This window comes from Duganella rivi, assembly GCF_009857435.1.
Taxonomy (GTDB): Bacteria; Pseudomonadota; Gammaproteobacteria; order Burkholderiales; family Burkholderiaceae_D; genus Rugamonas; species Rugamonas rivi.
On record NZ_WWCK01000005.1, the window covers coordinates 433,340 to 451,826 of the forward strand.

13 protein-coding genes are annotated in these 18,487 nt (G+C 62.7%); 7 read left to right on the forward strand and 6 right to left on the reverse strand.

Translation table 11 applies throughout. The annotated features are described in order from the left end of the window. Positions 1 to 7 precede the first annotated feature (7 nt). Genes GTP45_RS18080 through GTP45_RS18090 form a run of 3 tightly spaced genes read left to right on the forward strand, consistent with a single transcriptional unit; the run spans position 8 to position 4,706 of the window. Positions 8 to 1,141: an efflux RND transporter periplasmic adaptor subunit gene (locus tag GTP45_RS18080; protein ID WP_161015268.1), complete on the forward strand. Its 1,134-nt coding sequence runs from the start codon at positions 8 to 10 to the stop codon at positions 1,139 to 1,141. 9 nt (positions 1,142 to 1,150) lie between these two features. Continuing rightward, positions 1,151 to 4,276, forward strand: coding sequence for an efflux RND transporter permease subunit (locus tag GTP45_RS18085; protein WP_161015269.1), 3,126 nt, complete (start codon positions 1,151 to 1,153; stop codon positions 4,274 to 4,276). Continuing rightward, a complete protein-coding gene (locus GTP45_RS18090) occupies positions 4,248 to 4,706 on the forward strand; it encodes an AraC family transcriptional regulator (protein WP_161015270.1) in 459 nt (152 codons plus the stop codon). Before GTP45_RS18085 ends, GTP45_RS18090 begins: the two co-directional genes overlap by 29 nt. A 64-nt stretch (positions 4,707 to 4,770) precedes the next feature. On the opposite strand, the gene GTP45_RS18095 is transcribed toward GTP45_RS18090, so the two are convergent. From GTP45_RS18095 to GTP45_RS18115, 5 genes are all read right to left on the reverse strand, one after another. Then, a complete protein-coding gene (locus tag GTP45_RS18095) occupies positions 4,771 to 6,156 on the reverse strand; it encodes an efflux transporter outer membrane subunit (protein ID WP_161015271.1) in 1,386 nt (461 codons plus the stop codon). Beyond that, on the reverse strand, positions 6,153 to 7,343 hold the full coding sequence (locus tag GTP45_RS18100; RefSeq protein ID WP_161015272.1) for an HlyD family secretion protein: 1,191 nt from the start codon (positions 7,341 to 7,343) through the stop codon (positions 6,153 to 6,155). The genes GTP45_RS18095 and GTP45_RS18100 overlap by 4 nt, the downstream gene beginning before the upstream one ends. Positions 7,344 to 7,348: 5 nt before the next feature. Continuing rightward, entirely contained in the window at positions 7,349 to 8,932 is a 1,584-nt protein-coding gene (locus GTP45_RS18105) for an MFS transporter (RefSeq protein WP_229258520.1), read from the reverse strand. A gap of 131 nt (positions 8,933 to 9,063) precedes the next feature. Further along, a complete protein-coding gene (locus tag GTP45_RS18110) occupies positions 9,064 to 11,484 on the reverse strand; it encodes a catalase (protein WP_161015274.1) in 2,421 nt (806 codons plus the stop codon). 1 nt (position 11,485) lies between these two features. Further along, positions 11,486 to 11,839 (reverse strand): hypothetical protein, encoded by a 354-nt coding sequence (locus GTP45_RS18115; protein WP_161015275.1) that lies wholly within the window; start codon positions 11,837 to 11,839, stop codon positions 11,486 to 11,488. Positions 11,840 to 12,014: 175 nt separating this feature from the next. Between GTP45_RS18115 and GTP45_RS18120 the strand changes: the two genes are divergently transcribed. The 3 genes from GTP45_RS18120 (at position 12,015) to GTP45_RS18130 (ending at position 16,178) form a co-directional block, all read left to right on the forward strand. Further along, positions 12,015 to 14,021 carry a hypothetical protein gene (locus GTP45_RS18120; protein ID WP_161015276.1) on the forward strand — a complete coding sequence of 669 codons (2,007 nt, stop codon included), beginning with the start codon at positions 12,015 to 12,017 and terminating at the stop codon, positions 14,019 to 14,021. A gap of 141 nt (positions 14,022 to 14,162) precedes the next feature. Continuing rightward, the gene (locus GTP45_RS18125) at positions 14,163 to 14,951 is read left to right on the forward strand and encodes a substrate-binding periplasmic protein (RefSeq protein WP_229258521.1); all 789 of its coding nucleotides are present in this window, start codon (positions 14,163 to 14,165) and stop codon (positions 14,949 to 14,951) included. Between the two features lie 105 nt (positions 14,952 to 15,056). Next, complete coding sequence (locus GTP45_RS18130) at positions 15,057 to 16,178, forward strand: branched-chain amino acid ABC transporter substrate-binding protein (protein ID WP_161015277.1); 1,122 nt, start codon at positions 15,057 to 15,059, stop codon at positions 16,176 to 16,178. Here the strand turns inward: GTP45_RS18130 and GTP45_RS18135 are convergent. Next, complete coding sequence (locus tag GTP45_RS18135; RefSeq protein ID WP_161015278.1) at positions 16,175 to 17,155, reverse strand: isopenicillin N synthase family dioxygenase; 981 nt, start codon at positions 17,153 to 17,155, stop codon at positions 16,175 to 16,177. The two genes, GTP45_RS18130 and GTP45_RS18135, sit on opposite strands and share 4 nt — an antisense overlap. A 372-nt stretch (positions 17,156 to 17,527) precedes the next feature. On the opposite strand from GTP45_RS18135, the gene GTP45_RS18140 reads away from it, so the two are divergent. Further along, entirely contained in the window at positions 17,528 to 18,487 is a 960-nt protein-coding gene (locus GTP45_RS18140) for an ABC transporter substrate-binding protein (protein WP_161015279.1), read from the forward strand.

The following is an 18,487-nucleotide window of genomic DNA, read 5'->3' on the forward strand; positions in this document are numbered from 1 at the left end:
GCCAAACATGAAAACCAAACTCAAACCAGTCGCCTACATCCTGGCAGCCGCTTTTGCAGTAGCAGCCGCCGGCATCGCCGCCTACGCCCCGGCCACGCAAGCGGCCGACGAGAAAAAAGCGGAAGCGCCAAAAGCTGCCCTCACCGTCACCACCACCAAGCCATCCAACGCCAGCCTGCCGATCAAGCTGGCCGCCAACGGCAACGTGGCAGCATGGCAGGAAGCCAGCGTGAGTAGCGAATCGAACGGCCTGCGCCTGACCGAAGTGCGCGTCAACGTCGGCGACGTCGTCAAAGCCGGCGACGTGCTGGCCGTGTTCTCCGCCGAAACCGTCAACGCCGACTTGGCCCAGGCCCAAGCCGCCCTCCACGAAGCCGAAGCCAACGCCGCCGACGCAGCCGCCAACGCCGCCCGCGCCCGCACGCTGCAAAACTCCGGCGCCCTGAGCGCGCAGCAGATCAGCCAATACAACACCGCCGAACAAACTGCCAACGCGCGCATCGCCTCCGCCAAGGCTGCGCTGGCGAGCCAGCAACTGCGTCTGAAATACACCAAGGTGGTGGCGCCGGACAGCGGCGTCATCTCCGCCCGCAGCGCCACCGTGGGCGCGGTCTCCAATCCCGGCACGGAACTGTTCCGCATGATTCGCCAGGGCCGCCTTGAATGGCGCGCCGAAGTCGTCGCCGCCGACCTGCGCAACTTGAAACCTGGCGTTACTGCTGTGGTCAAAGCCGCCAACGGCAGCGAAGTCACCGGCAAGGTGCGCATGATCGCGCCAACCGTCGATCCGCAAACCCGCTCCGCGCTGGTCTACGTCGATCTGCCGCAAAACGCCGGCAGCAAGGACGCGCCATTCAAGGCAGGCATGTTCGCCAGCGGCCAATTTGAACTGGGCGCCTCGTCCGCCATGACCGTGCCGCAGCAAGCCATCGTGGTGCGCGACGGCTTCAGCTTCGTATTCCGCCTCAACGCCGATAAACACGTGAGCCAGATCAAAGTCCAACCGGGCCGCCGCCTGGGCGACCGCATCGAAGTGCTGGGCGGCCTGAACGCAGACACCCAGATCGTGGTGCGCGGCGCCGGCTTCCTCAACGACGGCGATTTGGTCAGCGTGGTCGCCGACACGCTGGCCGCGAAATAAGGAAGCACCATGAACTTCTCCGCGCTATCCATTAAAAATCCCATACCGGCGATCATGCTGTTCGTGCTGCTGTCGCTGGCGGGCTTCATGGCCTACAAAGCCAATCCGGTGCAGGACTTCCCTGACATCGAACTGCCCATCGTGACCGTCACCGCCACGCTGGACGGCAGCGCGCCTGCGCAGCTGGAAACCGAAGTCTCGCGCAAAATCGAAGACTCGGTCGCCACCCTGCAAGGCGTGAAAAACATCTACACCACCGTACTCGATGGCGTCTCCACCACCACCGTTGAATTCATCCTTGAGAAGAATATCTCCGATGCGGTGAACGACGTGCGCGACGCCGTGGCCCGCGTTAAAGCCGACATGCCGGCCGAACTGCGCGACCCTAGCGTCACCAAGGCGTCCACCGCCGGCCGCGTGGTACTGACCTTCACCGCCGCCGCAGCAGAAGGCCACGGCGAAAAACTCGACAACCAGGAAGTCAGCTGGTTCGTCGACAACACCGTCGCCAAGCGCCTGCTGGCCGTGCACGGCGTCGGCGCGGTGAAACGCGTCGGCGGCGTGTACCGCGAAATCCGCGTAGAACTCGACGACGCCCGCATGGCCGCACTGCGCGTGTCCGCGCTGGACGTGTCGCGTCAACTGCGCCAGGTGCAGAAAGAAGCACCGGGCGGACGCGGTGACGTCAGCGGCGCCGAACAATCGGTACGCACCATCGCCACCGTAAAGACCGCAGCCGAACTGGCCGCCATCGACCTGCCGCTGCCGGACGGGCGCCGCGTGCGGCTCGACCAGGTGGCCAAGGTTACCGACACCGTCTCCGAGCCACGCGCAGTGGCACTGCAAGACGGCAAACCGGTAATCGGCTTTGAAATCTTCCGCACCAAGGGCGCCAGCGAAACCGACGTCGCCAAGGGTGCGCGCGACGCCATCGCCGAACTGCAAAAGAACAATCCCAAAGTCGTGCTGAAACAAGTTATCGACAACGCCCATCCGGTTGAAGAAAACTTCGAGGGCTCGATGGAGCTGCTGTACGAAGGCGCTATCCTCGCTGTGCTGGTGGTGTGGTGGTTCCTGCGCGACTGGCGCGCCACGCTGGTTGCTGCCGCCGCGCTGCCGCTGTCGGTGTTGCCGGCCTTCCTTGGCATCTACCTGTTCGGCTACACGCTCAACACTGTGACCTTGCTGTCGCTGGCCCTCGTGGTCGGCGTGCTGGTGGACGACGCCATCGTTGAAATCGAAAACATCGAGCGCCACCTGCGCATGGGTAAAACGCCGATGGAAGCGGCGATGGAAGCGGCCGACGAAATCGGCATGGCGGTCATCGCCACCACCTTCGCGCTGGTCGCCGTGTTCCTGCCGACCGCCTTCATGAGCGGCGTGGCTGGCCTGTTCTTCAAACAGTTCGGCTGGACTGCCGTAATCGCGGTGCTGGCGTCGCTGGTAGTTGCGCGCCTGCTGACACCGATGATGGCGGCCTACCTGCTGAAACCTGCCATCCACAAGGAAGAACAAGACGGCTGGCTGATGTCGCGCTACATGCGCGTGATGAAATGGTGCTTGAGCCACCGCCTCGTGACCGCATGCGCAGCGGGCGCTTTCTTCGTCTGCTCAATCATGCTCACCGGCCTGCTGCCGACCGGCTTCGTACCTGCCGCCGACCGCGCGCAAACGCAGATCAACCTCGAACTGCCGCCCGGTTCCACGCTGGCCGAAACCAGCATCGTGGCTGAACGTGCGCGCCAGGCAGCGATGGAAGTCAAACAAGTGAAGTCGGTATTCAGCTCCATCGGCGGCGGCTCCAGCGGTGACGCTTTCGCACCGGGCGCCGCAGCCGAAGCACGCAGCGCCGTGCTGACGCTGACCACCGTGCACCGCACCGAGCGCAAAGAATCGATGGCCGACATTGAAGCCGAAATTCGCCACAAGCTGGATGCCATTCCCGGCGCCCGCTTCAAAGTCGGCCCGCCGGACAACGGCGTCAAGATGCAGCTGGTGCTGCGTTCCGAAGATCCTGAAGCGTTGAAAGAAGCGGCGCAAAAAGCCGAACGCGAACTGCGCACGCTGAAAGGCGTAGGCAACGTGCGCTCGACTGCATCGCTGGTGCGTCCAGAGATCATCGTCAAGCCGGACTTCGCCAAAGCGGCGGATCTCGGTGTAACGGCGGCCTCCATTGGCCAGACCGTACGCGTCGCCACCGCCGGCGACTACGACACCGACCTGACCAAAATGAATCTGCCGGAACGCCAGGTACCGATCCGCGTCAAACTGCCGGACGCCGTGCGCGCCGACCTGGACGCCATCGGCCGCCTGACCGTGCCGGGCAAAAACGGCCCGGTACTGCTGGCCACTGTGGCCGACATCACGATGGAAAGCGGCCCGGCGCAGATCAACCGCTTGAACCGCAGCCGCAACGTCACGCTGGAAGTAGAACTGGGCAAGCGCGCGCTGGGTGAAGTCAACGATGAAGCGCGCGCACTGCCGTCGCTAAAAAATCTGCCACCGTCGGTGAAGATCGCAGAACTGGGCGACACGCAGGAAATGGCCGCGCTGTTTGCCAGCTTCGGTATCGCCATGCTGATCGGCGTGTTGTGCATCTACTGCGTGCTGGTCTTGCTGTTCAAAGACTTCATGCAGCCGGCGACGATTTTGGCGGCGCTGCCGCTGTCGATAGGCGGTGCGTTCGTGGCGCTGCTGATCACGCATAGCGCGCTGTCGATGCCATCCATGATCGGCCTGATTATGCTGATGGGGATCGTAACCAAGAACTCCATCCTGCTGGTCGACTATGCTATTCTGGCGCGCCAGGCGGGCATGGGGCGTTTCGAAGCGCTGGTCGATGCCTGCCACAAACGTAGCCGTCCGATCTTGATGACCACTATCGCGATGGGCGCGGGCATGATGCCGCTGGCCTTGGGCTGGGGCGCCGACCCGAGCTTCCGTTCACCGATGGCGATCACCGTGATCGGCGGTCTGATTACCTCGACGCTTTTGAGTTTGCTGGTCGTACCTGCGGTGTTCACCTATGTCGACGATCTCGAACACTGGATGAAGCGCATGCTGCGCAAGCTGCGCCGCGAACCGGCAGCCAAACAAGGAGACCTGCATGAAGTACGAAATAAAAGAACTGCCTGAAGTACGCGTAGCCTACCTGCGCTACAAGGGCCCGTTCGGCGCCGCCATCGGCGAATTCTGGAAAGAGGTGTTCACGCCGTGGCAAAAGGCTTACGGCTTGGTGGGCAAGGTGACTTACGGCGTGGCGCAGGATGATCCAAGCACCACGCCAGCCAGCGAGTGCCGCTACGACGCTTGCGTGGAAGTGTCGGCCGAATATCCAATCAAGCCGCCGGCGCAGGAAGGCCGCATTCCAGCCGGCCGCTACGCCGTCTACCAGTTCAAAGGCACGGGCGCGGAAGTGCCGGCGGCGTGGGGCGAATTCTTCGGCCAGCTGCACGCCGAAGGCAAAGCCGATGCGGGCGTGTGCTACGAACGCTATCCGGCCGACTACGCGATGGATCCGGCCACCGGCATCTTCGAATCGGAACTCTGCATTCCGGTCAAATAAAATCCGGGGTCAGTTCTGCCAATCGCACACGAGCTCATGTACCAATGGCAGAACTGACCCCGGTTTAGGGTTTCGTCCAGCCGCCACCCATGACGCGGTACAGGTCGACTGAAGCGACCAGTATCCGCGTTTTCAATTGCAAGCGCCCGACGTCGGCTGTGAACAGCGTGCGTTGGGCGTCCAGTTCTTCCAGATACGAAGCGTAGCCGTTGCTGTAGCGGTTGTGCGCAATGCGCAGGGTTTCGGCTGCGGTGGCGCGGCGCGCGTCGTTCTGGATGGCTTGTTCTCTCAATCGCACGATGGCGCCCAGGCTGTTGTCGGTTTCCGCAAACGCGGTGCGCACTGCGTTCTCATACGCATAGATGGTTTGGTCGCGCTGCGCAGCGACGGCGTCGGTTTGATGCTGTACGCGGTCGCCTTCAAACACCGGGGCGGCTACTGCGCCGGTCAAGCGCCACAAGGCGGTTGGCGCATTCACGAAATCATGCCACTTCAAATTTTGTATGCCGCCTACTGCTGTCAGTTTGAAGGACGGCAGTAGCTGGTCGCGCGTCGCTTGCAGGTTGGCGTTGATGGCGATGAGGTTGTATTCGGCGCGCGCGATGTCGGGTCGGCGGCGCAGTAGTTCGGACGGCAGGCCTGCGGGTACTGCCGGCGCTTCCAGTTGCGCCAGTTCGACGCCGCGCGCGATCGGGCCAGGATTGCCGCCGGTGAGGATAGACAGCGCGTTTTCCTGTTCAAAGATGGCACGCTTCAGCTGCGGTATTTGTTCGGCGGTAGTTTGGTATTCGGCTTGCGCTTGCAGCCATTCCAGCCGCGAGCTATAGCCGACATCGAACTGCTTCTTCGCCAGGTCGCGCGAGTCTTCGCGCAGTTTGAGCGTGGCTTCGGTCAGTGCCAGTTGCGCATCGAGTCCGCGCAGATTGAGGTAGCCGGAGGCCACGGTGGCGGCAATCGACAATGCGGCGGCATCGGCGTTGGCTTGCTCCGCCTGATAGGTGGCGGTGGCGGCGTCGGTCAGCGCGGCGAGGCGGCCCCACACGTCGACTTCATAACTGGCCTGGAATTCGGCCTGGTAGACATTGGTCACATAAGGTACACCGTTGTAGGCCAACTGGCGCGTGCGGGTTGGCGCGCTGTCGACGATGACGTTGGCTTTCTGGCCGGCCGCCGTCACACCGACCAAGGCGCGATACTGGGCCACGCGCGCGCGGGCGATGCGCAGGTCGCCGTTGTTTTCCAGCGCTTTGTTCACCAGCGCGGTGAGCGCGGGATCGCCGAAGCTTTGCCACCACTCGCGCGCCACCGGCCCGCTGCCCTGCCCTTCCACCGCGCTGCGCCATGCTGCCGGCGTTTGCAGCGTGGAGGCGGGCGGCGGCGTCACCGTCGCCGCGCAGCCGGCCAGCATCAGCGCGGCTGGCACGCCGCTCAACGCCGTGCGCCACTTCATGACTTGGCTCCGCCGGCCTGCACGGTCGGCTCGCGCACCTGCACCGAGGTGTCGATGCTGACGATGACCGACATGCCCGGCGCAAGGCGGCGCGCCTTGGCCTGCCCCTGGTCGATACGAATCCGCACCGGTATGCGCTGCGCGATCTTGACGTAGTTGCCGGTCGCATTATCCGCCGGCAGCACGCTGAATTCCGAGCCGGTGGCCGGTGAAATCCGCTCCACCACGCCGGTCAGTTGCGCGCCGTCCAGCGCATCGACCTTGAACGTAGCCGGCTGCCCAACCTGCACATTATTCATCTGCGTCTCTTTCAGATTGGCGATCACCCACAACTGCTTCGGCACCAATCCCATAAGCTGCGCGCCGGTGTTCACATACGCGCCCTTGCGCACGGTGACCTGACCGAGCTGGCCGTCTTCCGGCGCCGTGATGCGCGTGTTATCCAAGTCCACCTTGGCCGCCTTCAAAGCAGCATCCGCAGCCGCCACCGCCGCTTCCAGCGATTGCTTGTTGACCGCCACCGAGCGCACCTGCTGCTTGGCGATATCCAGACTGGCGCGCGCCTGCGCCACTGCGGCCGCAGTCTGCGCCCGCGCCGCCTTGGACGAATCCTGCTCGCGCAAGGACAAGGAACCATCAGCCGCCAGCGCATCCACGCGCCTCAAGTCCGCCACCGAGCGCGCTGCCTGCGCTTCCGCATTCGCCAGCGTGGCTTGATTCAGCACCACGCCCGCTTCCGCCGTGCGATGCGCTTGCGCCCAATTGTCCAGCGCCGCCTTCTGCGCCGCCAGCTGCGCCACCGCCTGCTCGTAGCGCTGGCGATAAGTGCGGTCATCAATCTGCGCCAGCAAATCGCCCTGCTTCACGTATTGGAAATCCTGCACCTTTACTTCCACCACATAGCCCGGCAACTGCGTGCCGATCAACGTCACCTGTCCGCGCACCAGCGCATTTTCGGTGGAGACCACGGCGCTGCTAAACGGCGGCAGGCGCCACGCATACAGCACAATCAACACCCCTACCAGCGCCACCAGCGAGAACAGAAGCGCCGAGATAATCTGCGCTCGCCGATCCGGCGCCGGCGCAGTAGGCGCTGCTGCCGCTACCGCAGCTGCCGCCGCTGCCGCAGCCACCGCCGCGACGCGGCTCTCGGAAGTTGATGCATTGTCTGGCGTATTTTTATCCATATGATTCAGCGGGATCCAGAATTGTTAAGGGAGACATTGGCCATGCCGGTTTGCGCATTGTGCGCAGCCTTGGGCTGGCAGACCACGCACACAGTCCACAGATAGCGGCCCAGCAGCCACGCCATGGTCAGCAGCGCCAGCACGGTAATGGCGAGGAATACGTCGTTGTAGGCGAGGATGTTGGCCTCGCGCGTAGCGACCGCGCCGAGCGACGCCAGGCCTTGCGATCCGCCCGATTGGATGCGCGCAGCCACTTGCGGATCGAGCAGCGTCAAATGCTCGACCAGGATGCTGGAATGGTACTTCTCGCGCCACACCTGGAAGGTACCCGTCAAGGCGGTGCCGAGCAAGCTGCCCAGCGTTTGCGTGATGCTGAACATGACCGAGAAGCTCACCAGATTATTCGGCGCCGCAATCACCGCGCCAAAGCCGGAGACAAAGGTCGGCCCAACGAACATGGCGCCGCCAAAGCCGAGCAGGAACTGCGAGATATACAAGTCGGAAGGACGCGTTAAGTTAGTGGCGTCGGAATCCAGGTACGCGCCTAGCGCCATCACCGCCAGCGAAAAAATCAGCTGCCCAGGAATTCGCGCCGGCGTGATGTACAAGGCGCTGATCACCATGCCAGCCACCGCGCCAAACATCACGATCCACCACAGCTCCAGCATCTGGTCATTGTTTAGACCGAGCGCCTGCAAGAAGCCCACCGTGCCGCTGGCCTCCGACTGCACCACGCGGATCAGCAGCACCGACAAGGCCAAACGCGCAATATTGGCGTTGGTGAGCCAGCGCGTATTCAGCAGCGGCCGTGCGCGATTGTGCTCAACCGCCAGCGCCGCCGTAATCAGCACAATGGCGCCGGCCAGCGAGTAGCCGAGCCAGCGCGATTCCAGCCACCATACCGTGCGCCCCAGCGCCAGCACCGCCGACAGCAGCGCCACGCCGGGCGCAAACAGGCCGAAGGTGACGAAGTCCATTTTCTCGAACGCCTTGATGCGGTCTCCCGGCGGCAGCTTCAGGAACAGCACGCAGGCCAGCGACAGCAAGGCCAAACCCAACTCAAAGAAGTACAGGCCGCGCCACTCGCCATACTCCATCAGCTCCGACGAGAACAGGCGCGCCATCGGGATCGCCAATTGCGAGAAGCCGATCCCCAGCACTACGCCCTTGAGGCGATGCTGAGCCGGGAAGGCTTGCGAGGTGTAATACAGTCCGAGCGTAGTCAGGGCCGCGCCGCTCATGCCGTGCGCCACGCGCACCGCGATGGCCGACCCCAGTCCGTGCACGAACAAGTGGGCCACCGTGGCCACCACGTACAGCACGAGGAACAATTCTGTGAACAAGCGCAAGCCGTACTGCTGGCGGAATTTAACCAGCAGGAGGTTCATGGAGACGTTGGCCATCACGTAGGCGGCCGGCAGCCACTGGATCTCGGCCGAGTACACGCCCAGCGAGCCTTGCAAGTACGGCAGATTGACCGAAACCAGCGCGTTCCCCAAGCCGCCGGTAATGGCGACGATGAAGCCAACCACCAGGAAGGCGACGCGCTTTTCAAACGTGTGCAGTGGAGTGGACGGCGATCCCGGCAAAAGCGGGCGCTCGTGGGGCTGCCATGTTTGAGGGGCGTAAACGTCCATGCGTGAGGGAAGAGACGAAAAGCGGTATGGCGAGCATATCACTATGCTCGCCATAGTTGAACACTTCTATTGCATAGGCGTTTTTACAACGGTACGGCGTCGTTTTCGCGCTGGAAGTGGCGATGGCCACCCAACGCTGCGCGGAATGCTGCCATCCCGCCGTCCAGCCCATCGACAGAAACGCACCACAGCGCTGGATCAGGCGATCCATCGAGTAGCACCGGCGGCACACCCGCCGCCTCCAGCAACTGCTTGCCGGCGCCTATCGCCAGCATTGGCTTGCTATGGCGGTATTGCAGGCGCACGAAATCACGCGCGTCGGAGTCACCGGCCAGCATCGCCGCACTGGCCGCGCCATCAGCCACGATCACGGCGTCGTACAGCACCGCCGGCCCGGCCTCCATCGAAATTTCGACATCGAGCCGGCTGCCGTCTGCTGCGACCAGTTGCCCCAGTTGCGACGCCACCACGCGCGGCACCGCGCCAGCAGCCAGCAAATCGGCGTAGACGGCTTTGAGACTGGCCGCATCTACGCCATGCCCGGCCAGGATCGCTACCTTGCGCCCCTTGGCGCCGGTCGCACCGGGACGCGACAGCAGCGACAAGGCAGGCGACGGTTCATAATGCGGCGAGGGCGCGTCGGTGGCCAAAGGCATCGGCGGCGGCACTTCCAGTCCCAGTCCTTGCGCCACGCCCTCCGCCAGTATCGGATCGACGTTGGCCAACATCGACAGCAGCCGCAGGCGGATGGCTGGTGTCTGCACCTTGGTCAATTCAAAGCGGTAGGCGTTGACGATGTGGGCCTGTTCGGCAGGACTTTGGCTAATCCAGAACAAGCGCGCTTGCGAATAATGATCCGCAAACAGTTCCGGCTTGCCGCGCACCTTGTCTTCCGGCGGCTGCGGCATCTGGCTGCGCGCCGTGGTGAAGCCCGCCATGCCGGCCTGGAAGGGACAACCTCCGCCCAGCGAATTCGGCTCGTACGACACGCGGCCGCGATGAACGGCCTGGCGATGCATGCCGTCGCGCTGGTTGTTGTGCACCGGCGCTAAAGGTGCATTGATCGGAATCTCGTGAAAATTCACGCCACCGAGGCGGCTGATCTGCGTATCCAGATACGAATGGATGCGCCCTTGCAGCAGCGGATCATTGGTGAAGTCGATCCCCGGCACAATGTGCGCGGTGCAGAAGGCTACCTGCTCGGTCTCGGCGAAGAAGTTGTCGGGATTGCGGTTCAAGATCAATTTGCCCACCGGCTGCACCGGCACCAATTCTTCCGGCACGATTTTGGTGGCATCCAGCACATCGAACGGGAAGCCTGCCGCTTGTTCCTCGGTGAAGATTTGCAAACCGAGTTCCCACTCGGGATAGGCGCCAGCCTCAATCGCTTCCCACAAATCACGGCGGTGGAAGTCAGGGTCGGCGCCGATGATCTTGGCCGCTTCGTCCCACACCAGCGAGTGCGTGCCGCCTACCGGATTCCAATGGAATTTGCAGAACACGGATGCGCCCTCCGCATTCACCAAGCGGAAGGTATGCACGCCGAAGCCCTGCATGGTGCGGTAGCTGCGCGGAATGGCGCGGTCGGACATATGCCACATCAGCATGTGCGTCGATTCAGGCATCAGCGTGACGAAGTCCCAGAAGGTATCGTGGGCGCTGGCCGCCTGCGGCATGGCGTGATGCGGTTCCGGCTTGACGGAGTGGATCAAGTCCGGGAACTTCATCGCATCCTGAATGAAGAACACAGGCATGTTATTGCCGACCAAATCCCAGTTGCCTTCGTCGGTGTAAAACTTGACGGCGAAGCCGCGTACATCGCGCACCGTGTCGGCCGAGCCGCGTTCCCCTGCTACGGTCGAAAAGCGCACAAACACCGGCGTACGTTTACCAGCGGCGGCAAACGGCGCTGCGCGGGTAATCGGGCTGAGATCCTGATAGCTTTCGAAGTAGCCGTGTGCGGCCGAGCCGCGCGCATGCACCACGCGTTCCGGTATGCGTTCGTGATCGAAGTGGGTAATTTTTTCACGCAGGATGAAGTCTTCCAGCGCAGTCGGGCCACGCAGGCCGACTTTAAGCGAGTTCTGGTTGTCCGCAATCGGCACGCCCTGATTGGTGGTCAGGCGCTGTTCGCCGCCGTCGGCGCGCACGCGATCCAGATCACCGGCGGGGCATACGCCGACCGGCGGTACGCCATCACCCGTTTTCGGCGAAGCGAAAGTTTCGCCCGCCGTGCTGGCGGCGGCAACGACATGCGGCACCGGGCAGGTCTTGCCCGGCATCGGCGCTCGCGCAGCGTCACCGTGTTCGCCTTCTTTGTTGGGATTGAATGTGACCTCGGCCGCCATTTTCTGACCGCCGTCGACTTTATCCAGCAAGGTCTGTTCGCGGGTGCTGGCGCCGCCCAAATGATCGGGTGGCGGAGCCGACGAGGGCCCCGACACCGTGCTCAATATTGAACCAGCCCCCATCACGGAGGCTGGTGATTTTTTATTGGCCGTCATATCATTTGCTGCTGCGCGAACCGAGCAGCTTGGACAAGCCATAACCAGCGGCGGCAGCCACCAGTACCGAGATCACAGGGCTGGCGCGCACGTGGTTGCGGCTCGATTCGGTGAATACCTTGGCGCTGGCAGCCAGTTGCTTGCCGCGCGCAGCCAGACGCTCCGAGGTGCTTTCGGTCGTATCGGCAACTTTGTCGACACCGTTGTGCGCCTTGGCGGCCAGGCGATCCGTTACCGCCGGCACCTGCTCAGCCACTTTGTCGATGGTGGCATGAGCGTCGGCACGCAGGTCTTTGCCGATTTGGGTAACGCCGTCGCGGGCTTGATTGATTTTGCTGTCAGTGCTGTTTTCCATGATGAGATCCTCTCGTTGTATGTCAGGTTGGAAGATCCACAATAAGCCCATCGCACCGGCCTAACCGTGCGGAAGCTAACAATAGGCAAAATGCCCTGCTATGTGAACTGGCACACGGACTGGACGTGCGGGCGGGCGCATGCTCGGAGCATGCTTGGTTTACCGGGAGTGCAGCATGTTTCCTATCTCATCCTTAACACCGTCCGCGACTACGGAATTGCAGCCGGTCAACGCGACCACTGCGGCGACGGCCGTTTCGAATGGCGGCGTTGGCACCGTGGGTTCGGCCACCGATGCGCCGCCCGCAAGCTCGGTGCAGGTGGATTTGTCGCCGGTGGCGAGTTTCCTGCTGACAGTGAGCAGTGCACAGGAGCAGTTGTCGGGGGTGCAGGCGAACCTCGCGCAGCGGGCGGATACGGTGAATGCGGCGGTGCAGGATGTGGTCGATGCGTTCAACTTGCTGCCATCGGTGGATTTTGACCAAGGGGCAGTGCAGCAAGCGTCCTTGCTCAACAACCTGGTCAGCAGTTTGAACCAATCCAACAATGACGGGGCCAATTCGCAGGCACAGAACCTGGCGCAGGTGGGCGTGACCTTGCAGCCGCCGCTGCTGTCGGACTTGGCGGGCGGCTTGTCGCTGGAGCCGGAGGTGCTGCGGGCCGCCGTCAATACCAACAACCAGCAGACCACCTCGACGCTGCAAAATACCCTGAATACATTCCGCCAGATTGCCACGGACTTCGCAGAGCAGCTCAGTGCTGCGGGCAGTTCGCAGATTGCGGGACTGAACCCTGAGAGGCCACAGCCGTTAACGCCCGAAGATGCGGCCGCCAACGCGCGGCTGGATCTGGCACGGGCGGCACTGGATAACTTCGGGCAGAATCCCCTGCCGGCGACGGCAGCGGATCTGCTGGCGGCGCAGCGGGCGCGTCTGGAGCAGGCGGTCAATGGCCAGCAACAGCAGGTGCCGTCGCCGATCGTGGCGGCGCAGAATACATACCAGCAGCAGTTGCAAGGCGCGCAGCAGGGCAATCTCCAGCAATCGCAGCAGCCACAGCAGACACAGGCCGCGTTGAACCGGCAGTCGCAGCTGGAGCAAGCGCAAGTAGCGCAGCAGGCGCGGGTGCAGTCGGCCGCAGGCCAGTTGCTCAACGCTCAGCAGGCGCAGGCGGCACAGGTGGCGGGCTTGCAGCAGACGCTGACCGCCAACCGCGCCGCCGCCGCGCTCGCGCAACAAACTGCGGCGGCGCAGGCCGAAGCACAGCAAGCAAGCGCCACGCAGTCGGCGGCGCAGCAGCAGAACATCGCGCTGTCGGCCACCCAACAAGCGGCCGCCGCGCAATCGGCGCAGCAAACCGACGCTGCACAACCAGCGCAGCAGGCTACTGAGGCGCAATCGCAAGCCGGTCAAGCGGAGGAAGCGGACGGAGCGCCATCCGCCGCGCAGCAGGCACAGTCCACCGCCCAGGCGCAGACGGCGCGGCAGCAGGCCACCGCCACCGTCAATAATGCTACCGTAGCGGCGCAGGTAGCGCAGCAGCAGGCCATCGCAGCGCAGAATGCTGCGCAGAGCGTGCTCAATCTGTCTGCCAACGCCACGCCGGCGCAGCAAGCAGCCGTTGCCCAAAACGCGGCGGTGCAGGTGGCGATCGCCAACTCGGCGGCGCAAGCGGCGGCATTGCAAGCGCAGGCGGCACAGAACGCGGCCGACATCATGGCCGCGCAAAACGCCGCAGCCAATGCTGCCGTAGCGCAAGCGCGCGCCGCGCAGAACAACGCCACTACCGCCGATGCCGCCACCACGGCGGCGAGCGTCGCGGCACAGCAAGTGGCCGCCGCGCAGGAAACCGCCGCCAGCCTCAGCGCGGCGAACGCCGCAGCAGCGCAAGCCGCGCAACAAGCGGCAGCCGCCGCCAGCGCTGCCCAGCAAGCCGCAGCCGCCCAGGCGGCGACGGCAGAACAAAACGCTGCTGCCCAGGCAGCGGCGGCACGGAATGCCGCCAATGCGCCGACTGATCCACTACGCGCCAACCCTGCGCTGGCCGCCGCCATCGCCGCGTACAACATCAGCGAGCTAGCGGGCCCGAATGCCCGCGCCGCGCAAACTGCCAACGCTGTTATTCCACCAGTGACGGCAGTAGACGCCGCAGCGCCGGCACGAAGCATCGGCAGCACGCCGTAAGCCTAAGCCACGCTGGCAGCCGCACCGCCTTCCGCAGACCGCGATTCCTCGTCGCGTTACCAACCGGTCGCGCTGCCGCTGGCCACGCGCCAGATGGCCGGTTTTTCAGTGGCGCCCGATTTTTCTGCAATAATCTGGCGCATGCCGACTTTTATGCCGCCACCGCGCTTCCGCTACACGGGCTTCCTGCTCGCCGCCCTGCTGTGCTGCGTCCCGGCCCCGCGCGCCATGGCCGGCCCGCAAACCGTGCCGCTGCTGATCGGCGACACGCTCGACGAACAAGGCAAGCCGAAACCTCTCAGCCCGATCAAGCGCCAGCTGCTGGATGCGATCGAGCGGGAACTAGGCATTGTCTTCGAACTGCGCATGTACCCATGGGCGCGCGCCGAGCGCTATGCCCTCGACGGCGTGGCACTGATCTTTGGCCTGCCCAAAAACGCCGACCGCCTGCACGCCCTGCGCTACTCCGACGTCGCCGCCTACAACAAGCTGTGGATCGTCACCCGCAGCGACGCCACCTTCCGCTTCAATACCATCGAAGACCTGCGCGGAAAATCCATTGGCGTAGTGCGCGGCTATAACTACGGCGAAGAAGTGGAGCGCGCACGCGGCACCGTCTTTCGCACCGATGAAAACATCGCCTCGCGCAGCACCCGCCTGACGCGGCTCATGCTCAAGCGCGTGGACGCGGTGCTGCTTTACCACCCAAGCCAGCAAACCGCGCGCGAAGTCGAAGCCGAAATCAACGCCTACATGGCGCCGCGCCTGCAAAGCATCGGCGCCGCCGCCAACGCCGGCTACAGCGTGCTGCCCAAGCCGCTGGCCACCGACGCCGGTGTCTTTTTCGCCATCGCCAGCAATAAGGATGACGGCATCATCGGCCGCATCAACGCAGCACTGGCCCGTATCCACCAGCGCGCACCGAATTAAATTCAGAACGAGCACCATTTGAAGCCCCAACTCGCACGATAATATTTTGCGTTTTTGGCGATAATCACCGGATCATCAAAACCGCAGTTCGAATCAGGAGATCGCATGAAATTGAAGCATACCGCCGCCGCACTGGCCTTGTTGACCGCTTTCGGCGTCCAGGCGCAAGACACCGTTGTCAAAATCGGCCATAGCGGCCCGTTGTCCGGCTCCCAATCCTTCTCCGGCAAGGACAACGAAAGCGGCGCGCGCCTCGCGGTGGAAGAACTCAACGCCAAGCCGCTCACCGTCGGCGGCAAAAAACTCAAATTCGAACTGCTGTCGGAAGACGACCAAGGCGACCCGAAAGCCGGCGTGGCCGCAGCACAGAAACTGATCGATAGCGGCGTGCGCTACGTGGTCGGCCCATACAACTCGGGCGTGGCGATTCCTGCCTCGCGCGCCTACAACGACGCCGGCGCATTGATCGCCACCGTCGCCACCAATCCAAAGCTGACGCAGCAAGGCTACAAGGGCCTGTTCCGCGTGAACGCCAGCGACACCCAGCTCGGCTCCAAGATGGCGCTGTACGCCGCCAATGAACTGAAGCTGAAGAACGTGGCCGTCATCGACGACCGCACCGCTTTCGGCCAAGGCGTGGCGGAAGAGTTCAAGAAGCAGGCCAAGGCCGCCGGCATGACCGTGGCCGGCCACGAGTTCACCAACGACAAAGCCTTCGACTTCACCGCCATCCTGACCAAACTGAAAACCAAGAAGGTGGAAGCGATCTTCTTCGGCGGCTATGCACCGCAAGCGGCGCCGATGGCGCGCCAGATGAAACAGCTGGGCATCAACGCCAAGCTGCTGGGCGGCGATACCATCTGCACCGCAGAAATGGGTAAGCTGGGCGGCGACGCTGTCGGCGATAACGTCCTGTGCTCGCAAGGCGGCGCGATTCTGGAAAAAGCCTCTTCCGGCCCAGCCTTCAAAGCCAAGTTCAAAGCACGCTTCAAGCAGGAAGCCGACGTCTACGCCGCCGCTTACTACGACGCCGTGATGATGTACGCGCAAGCGATGCAGAAGGCCAACACCATCGATGCGCAGAAAGTGCAAGCCATCATTAGCGCCGGCTCCTACCAAGGCGTCGCCGGTACTTACGCCTTTGACGCCAAGGGCGATATGAAGCAATCGCCGGTGACCATCTTCACCTTCAAGGCCGGCCAGCCTTCGCCGCTGACCAGCTATTAATAGGCTTTGAAGTTAGCGTTCACGCGCTGCTTCAAATAGTCGTCCGCACTGATGGCCGGGTATTTTTTACCCGGCCCTTCTATCATCACATCCCGATTCGCCTGGCAGAAGAAGGCAAGGCTGTAGCGCGGCCCCTGATATTCGTGCGGCAGCGGATTTTTCACGCGGTGGAAGTTGGACGGCAGTTGATCGTCGCTCCAGCGCATCAGCATATCGCCGATATTGCAAGTGATGACATCGTCGGCCGGCTCGATGCTCGTCCATTCCTGTTCATCCATCTCCTTGCCGGGACACACCTGCAAGCCGCGCTGGTTCTTTTGCTGGAACAGCAGCGTAAGACAATCGAAGTCGGTATGCGCGCCGGCGCGCCATAAATCCAGTTTGTCCTTCATGGCCGGATCAATCGCAAAGTAATGCAGCAGCCGCAAGGTACTTTGGTAACTGGCCTGCTGCGGATCGTGCGCGCGCGTGAAGAAGTCGCTGTCGAATCCCAGCTTGTCGGCAAAGCAGGACAGCAAACGCATGCCGACTTGCCAGCACTGCGCTTCGAATTCCAGCATGGTTTGTTTGAAGCCCGGCAGTTCTTCCTCGCTCGGCCACAGCACCTCCATGTGCGGACGCGTGATTTGATACGACTCTTTTTGATCGGCAGTGCCGGTCGATGGACGCACTTGCGCCTTGCTCTCCCAGCCCGCGTTGTCGGCTTTGCGCAGCGGGTACTGCGCCTTTACTGCATCCGGCAGCGCGAAGAAAGCTTCGGCAGCGGCAAAGGCCCCGCGCACTTTTTCTAAATCGATACCGTGATTGCGGACTTGGAAAAAGCCCACGTCCACCGCTGCATCCCACAGTTCATCTGCAATCTGCGCCTTGCGCTTGTTGAAGTCCGAGAGATCGATGCGGCGGATTTCGCGCTTGCCGGTCTCGGTGCCGAGTGTGCCCATGCGGGCTTCTTTGTTCAACTCATTGAGTGCGTACATATGCGTTCCTCTTGAATGGATGTTGGATTCAAGAGCAATTCCCTACCGGCGGGCGCCGGCTGAACGCTTATACTCTTGCGGCTTGAAGATGCAAATAACAGGCCAGCGAAAAAGCGCACATTGAAAGCGCATACGCACCAATTTCGCCGCAACGCGCATCACGGCGGTGCATGCGGCGTACCACATGCGGGCAAAAACCGTGGCACAGGATTTGCATCACAAGAGGCCAAGAGTATAAGCGTTCACCTGCGGTCTGCCGCAGCCGGGAAATTGCTCTTGAAGCTGCGCCAGTGCGCATCTTCAGGAGACGCTATGTTCTTCATGAAGGTGTGATTGCGGGCGCGTTATCAACGCTCTCTAAAGAAGACCATCATGCGACTGCTCACTCTCTGCCTCAGCCTGTGCCTCAGCGTTCCCGCGCTGGCCGCCGACAAAGTCACCTTCCTCACCTCGTGGTACGCGCAAGCCGAACATGGCGGCTTTTATCAGGCCGTCGCCACCGGCATCTACAAGAAGCATGGGCTCGATGTGACCATCCGCATGGGCGGCCCGCAGGTCAACGGCGTGCAAATCCTCAGCAGCGGTCAGGCCGATTTCTTGATGGGCTACGACCTGCAAGTGCTGAAAAGCGTGGAGACCGGCGTGCCGATTACCACCGTCGCCGCCAGCTTCCAGAGCGAACTACAAGGCATGATGACGCACGATGACGTCAAGAGCCTGGCCGATTTGAAATCTCGTACCGTGCTGGTCTCCACCTCGGGCCGCACCACGTGGTGGCCGTGGCTGAAGAATAAATACCAGCTTGACGATGCGCAGTCGCGCGTCTACACCTTTAACTTGCAGCCCTTCTTCGCCGATCCACGCTCGGCGCAGCAAGCCTACGCGTCGTCGGAAGTTTTCGCTGCCAACAAGGGCGGCGTGAAAACGCGCTTCTTCCTGTTTGCCGACGATGGCTATCCGCCATACGGCACCACCGTGGTCACCATGCAGAAGACCGTGAAAGAAAAGCCGGACTTGGTGGCGCGTTTCGTCAAAGCCTCGATGGAAGGTTGGAAAAGCTATCTCCAAAATCCGGCACCGGGCAATGCACTGATCAAAAAAGACAATCCCAACATGCAGGACGACCAGCTGGCATGGGGCGTGGAGAAGCTGAAGGAATACCGCATGATCAGCAGCGGCGACGCCGCAACGCTAGGCATCGGCACCATGAGCGACGCCCGCTGGCAAAAGACGCGCGACTTCATGGTCAGCACCGGCCTGCTGAAAGCGGACGTCGATTGGAAAAAGGCTTACACCACGCAGTTCGTCAAAGACCTGCGCGTGCTGCCGTAA

Bases quoted from the DNA above. Each gene is read 5' to 3' on its own strand.
- GTP45_RS18080 (WP_161015268.1), top strand. From the start codon at position 8: ATGAAAACCAAACTCAAACCAGTCGCCTACATCCTGGCAGCCGCTTTT.
- GTP45_RS18085 (WP_161015269.1), top strand. From the start codon at position 1,151: ATGAACTTCTCCGCGCTATCCATTAAAAATCCCATACCGGCGATCATG.
- GTP45_RS18090 (WP_161015270.1), top strand. From the start codon at position 4,248: ATGAAGTACGAAATAAAAGAACTGCCTGAAGTACGCGTAGCCTACCTG.
- GTP45_RS18095 (WP_161015271.1), bottom strand. From the start codon at position 6,156: ATGAAGTGGCGCACGGCGTTGAGCGGCGTGCCAGCCGCGCTGATGCTG.
- GTP45_RS18100 (WP_161015272.1), bottom strand. From the start codon at position 7,343: ATGGATAAAAATACGCCAGACAATGCATCAACTTCCGAGAGCCGCGTC.
- GTP45_RS18110 (WP_161015274.1), bottom strand. From the start codon at position 11,484: ATGACGGCCAATAAAAAATCACCAGCCTCCGTGATGGGGGCTGGTTCA.
- GTP45_RS18115 (WP_161015275.1), bottom strand. From the start codon at position 11,839: ATGGAAAACAGCACTGACAGCAAAATCAATCAAGCCCGCGACGGCGTT.
- GTP45_RS18120 (WP_161015276.1), top strand. From the start codon at position 12,015: ATGTTTCCTATCTCATCCTTAACACCGTCCGCGACTACGGAATTGCAG.
- GTP45_RS18125 (WP_229258521.1), top strand. From the start codon at position 14,163: ATGCCGACTTTTATGCCGCCACCGCGCTTCCGCTACACGGGCTTCCTG.
- GTP45_RS18130 (WP_161015277.1), top strand. From the start codon at position 15,057: ATGAAATTGAAGCATACCGCCGCCGCACTGGCCTTGTTGACCGCTTTC.
- GTP45_RS18135 (WP_161015278.1), bottom strand. From the start codon at position 17,155: ATGTACGCACTCAATGAGTTGAACAAAGAAGCCCGCATGGGCACACTC.
- GTP45_RS18140 (WP_161015279.1), top strand. From the start codon at position 17,528: ATGCGACTGCTCACTCTCTGCCTCAGCCTGTGCCTCAGCGTTCCCGCG.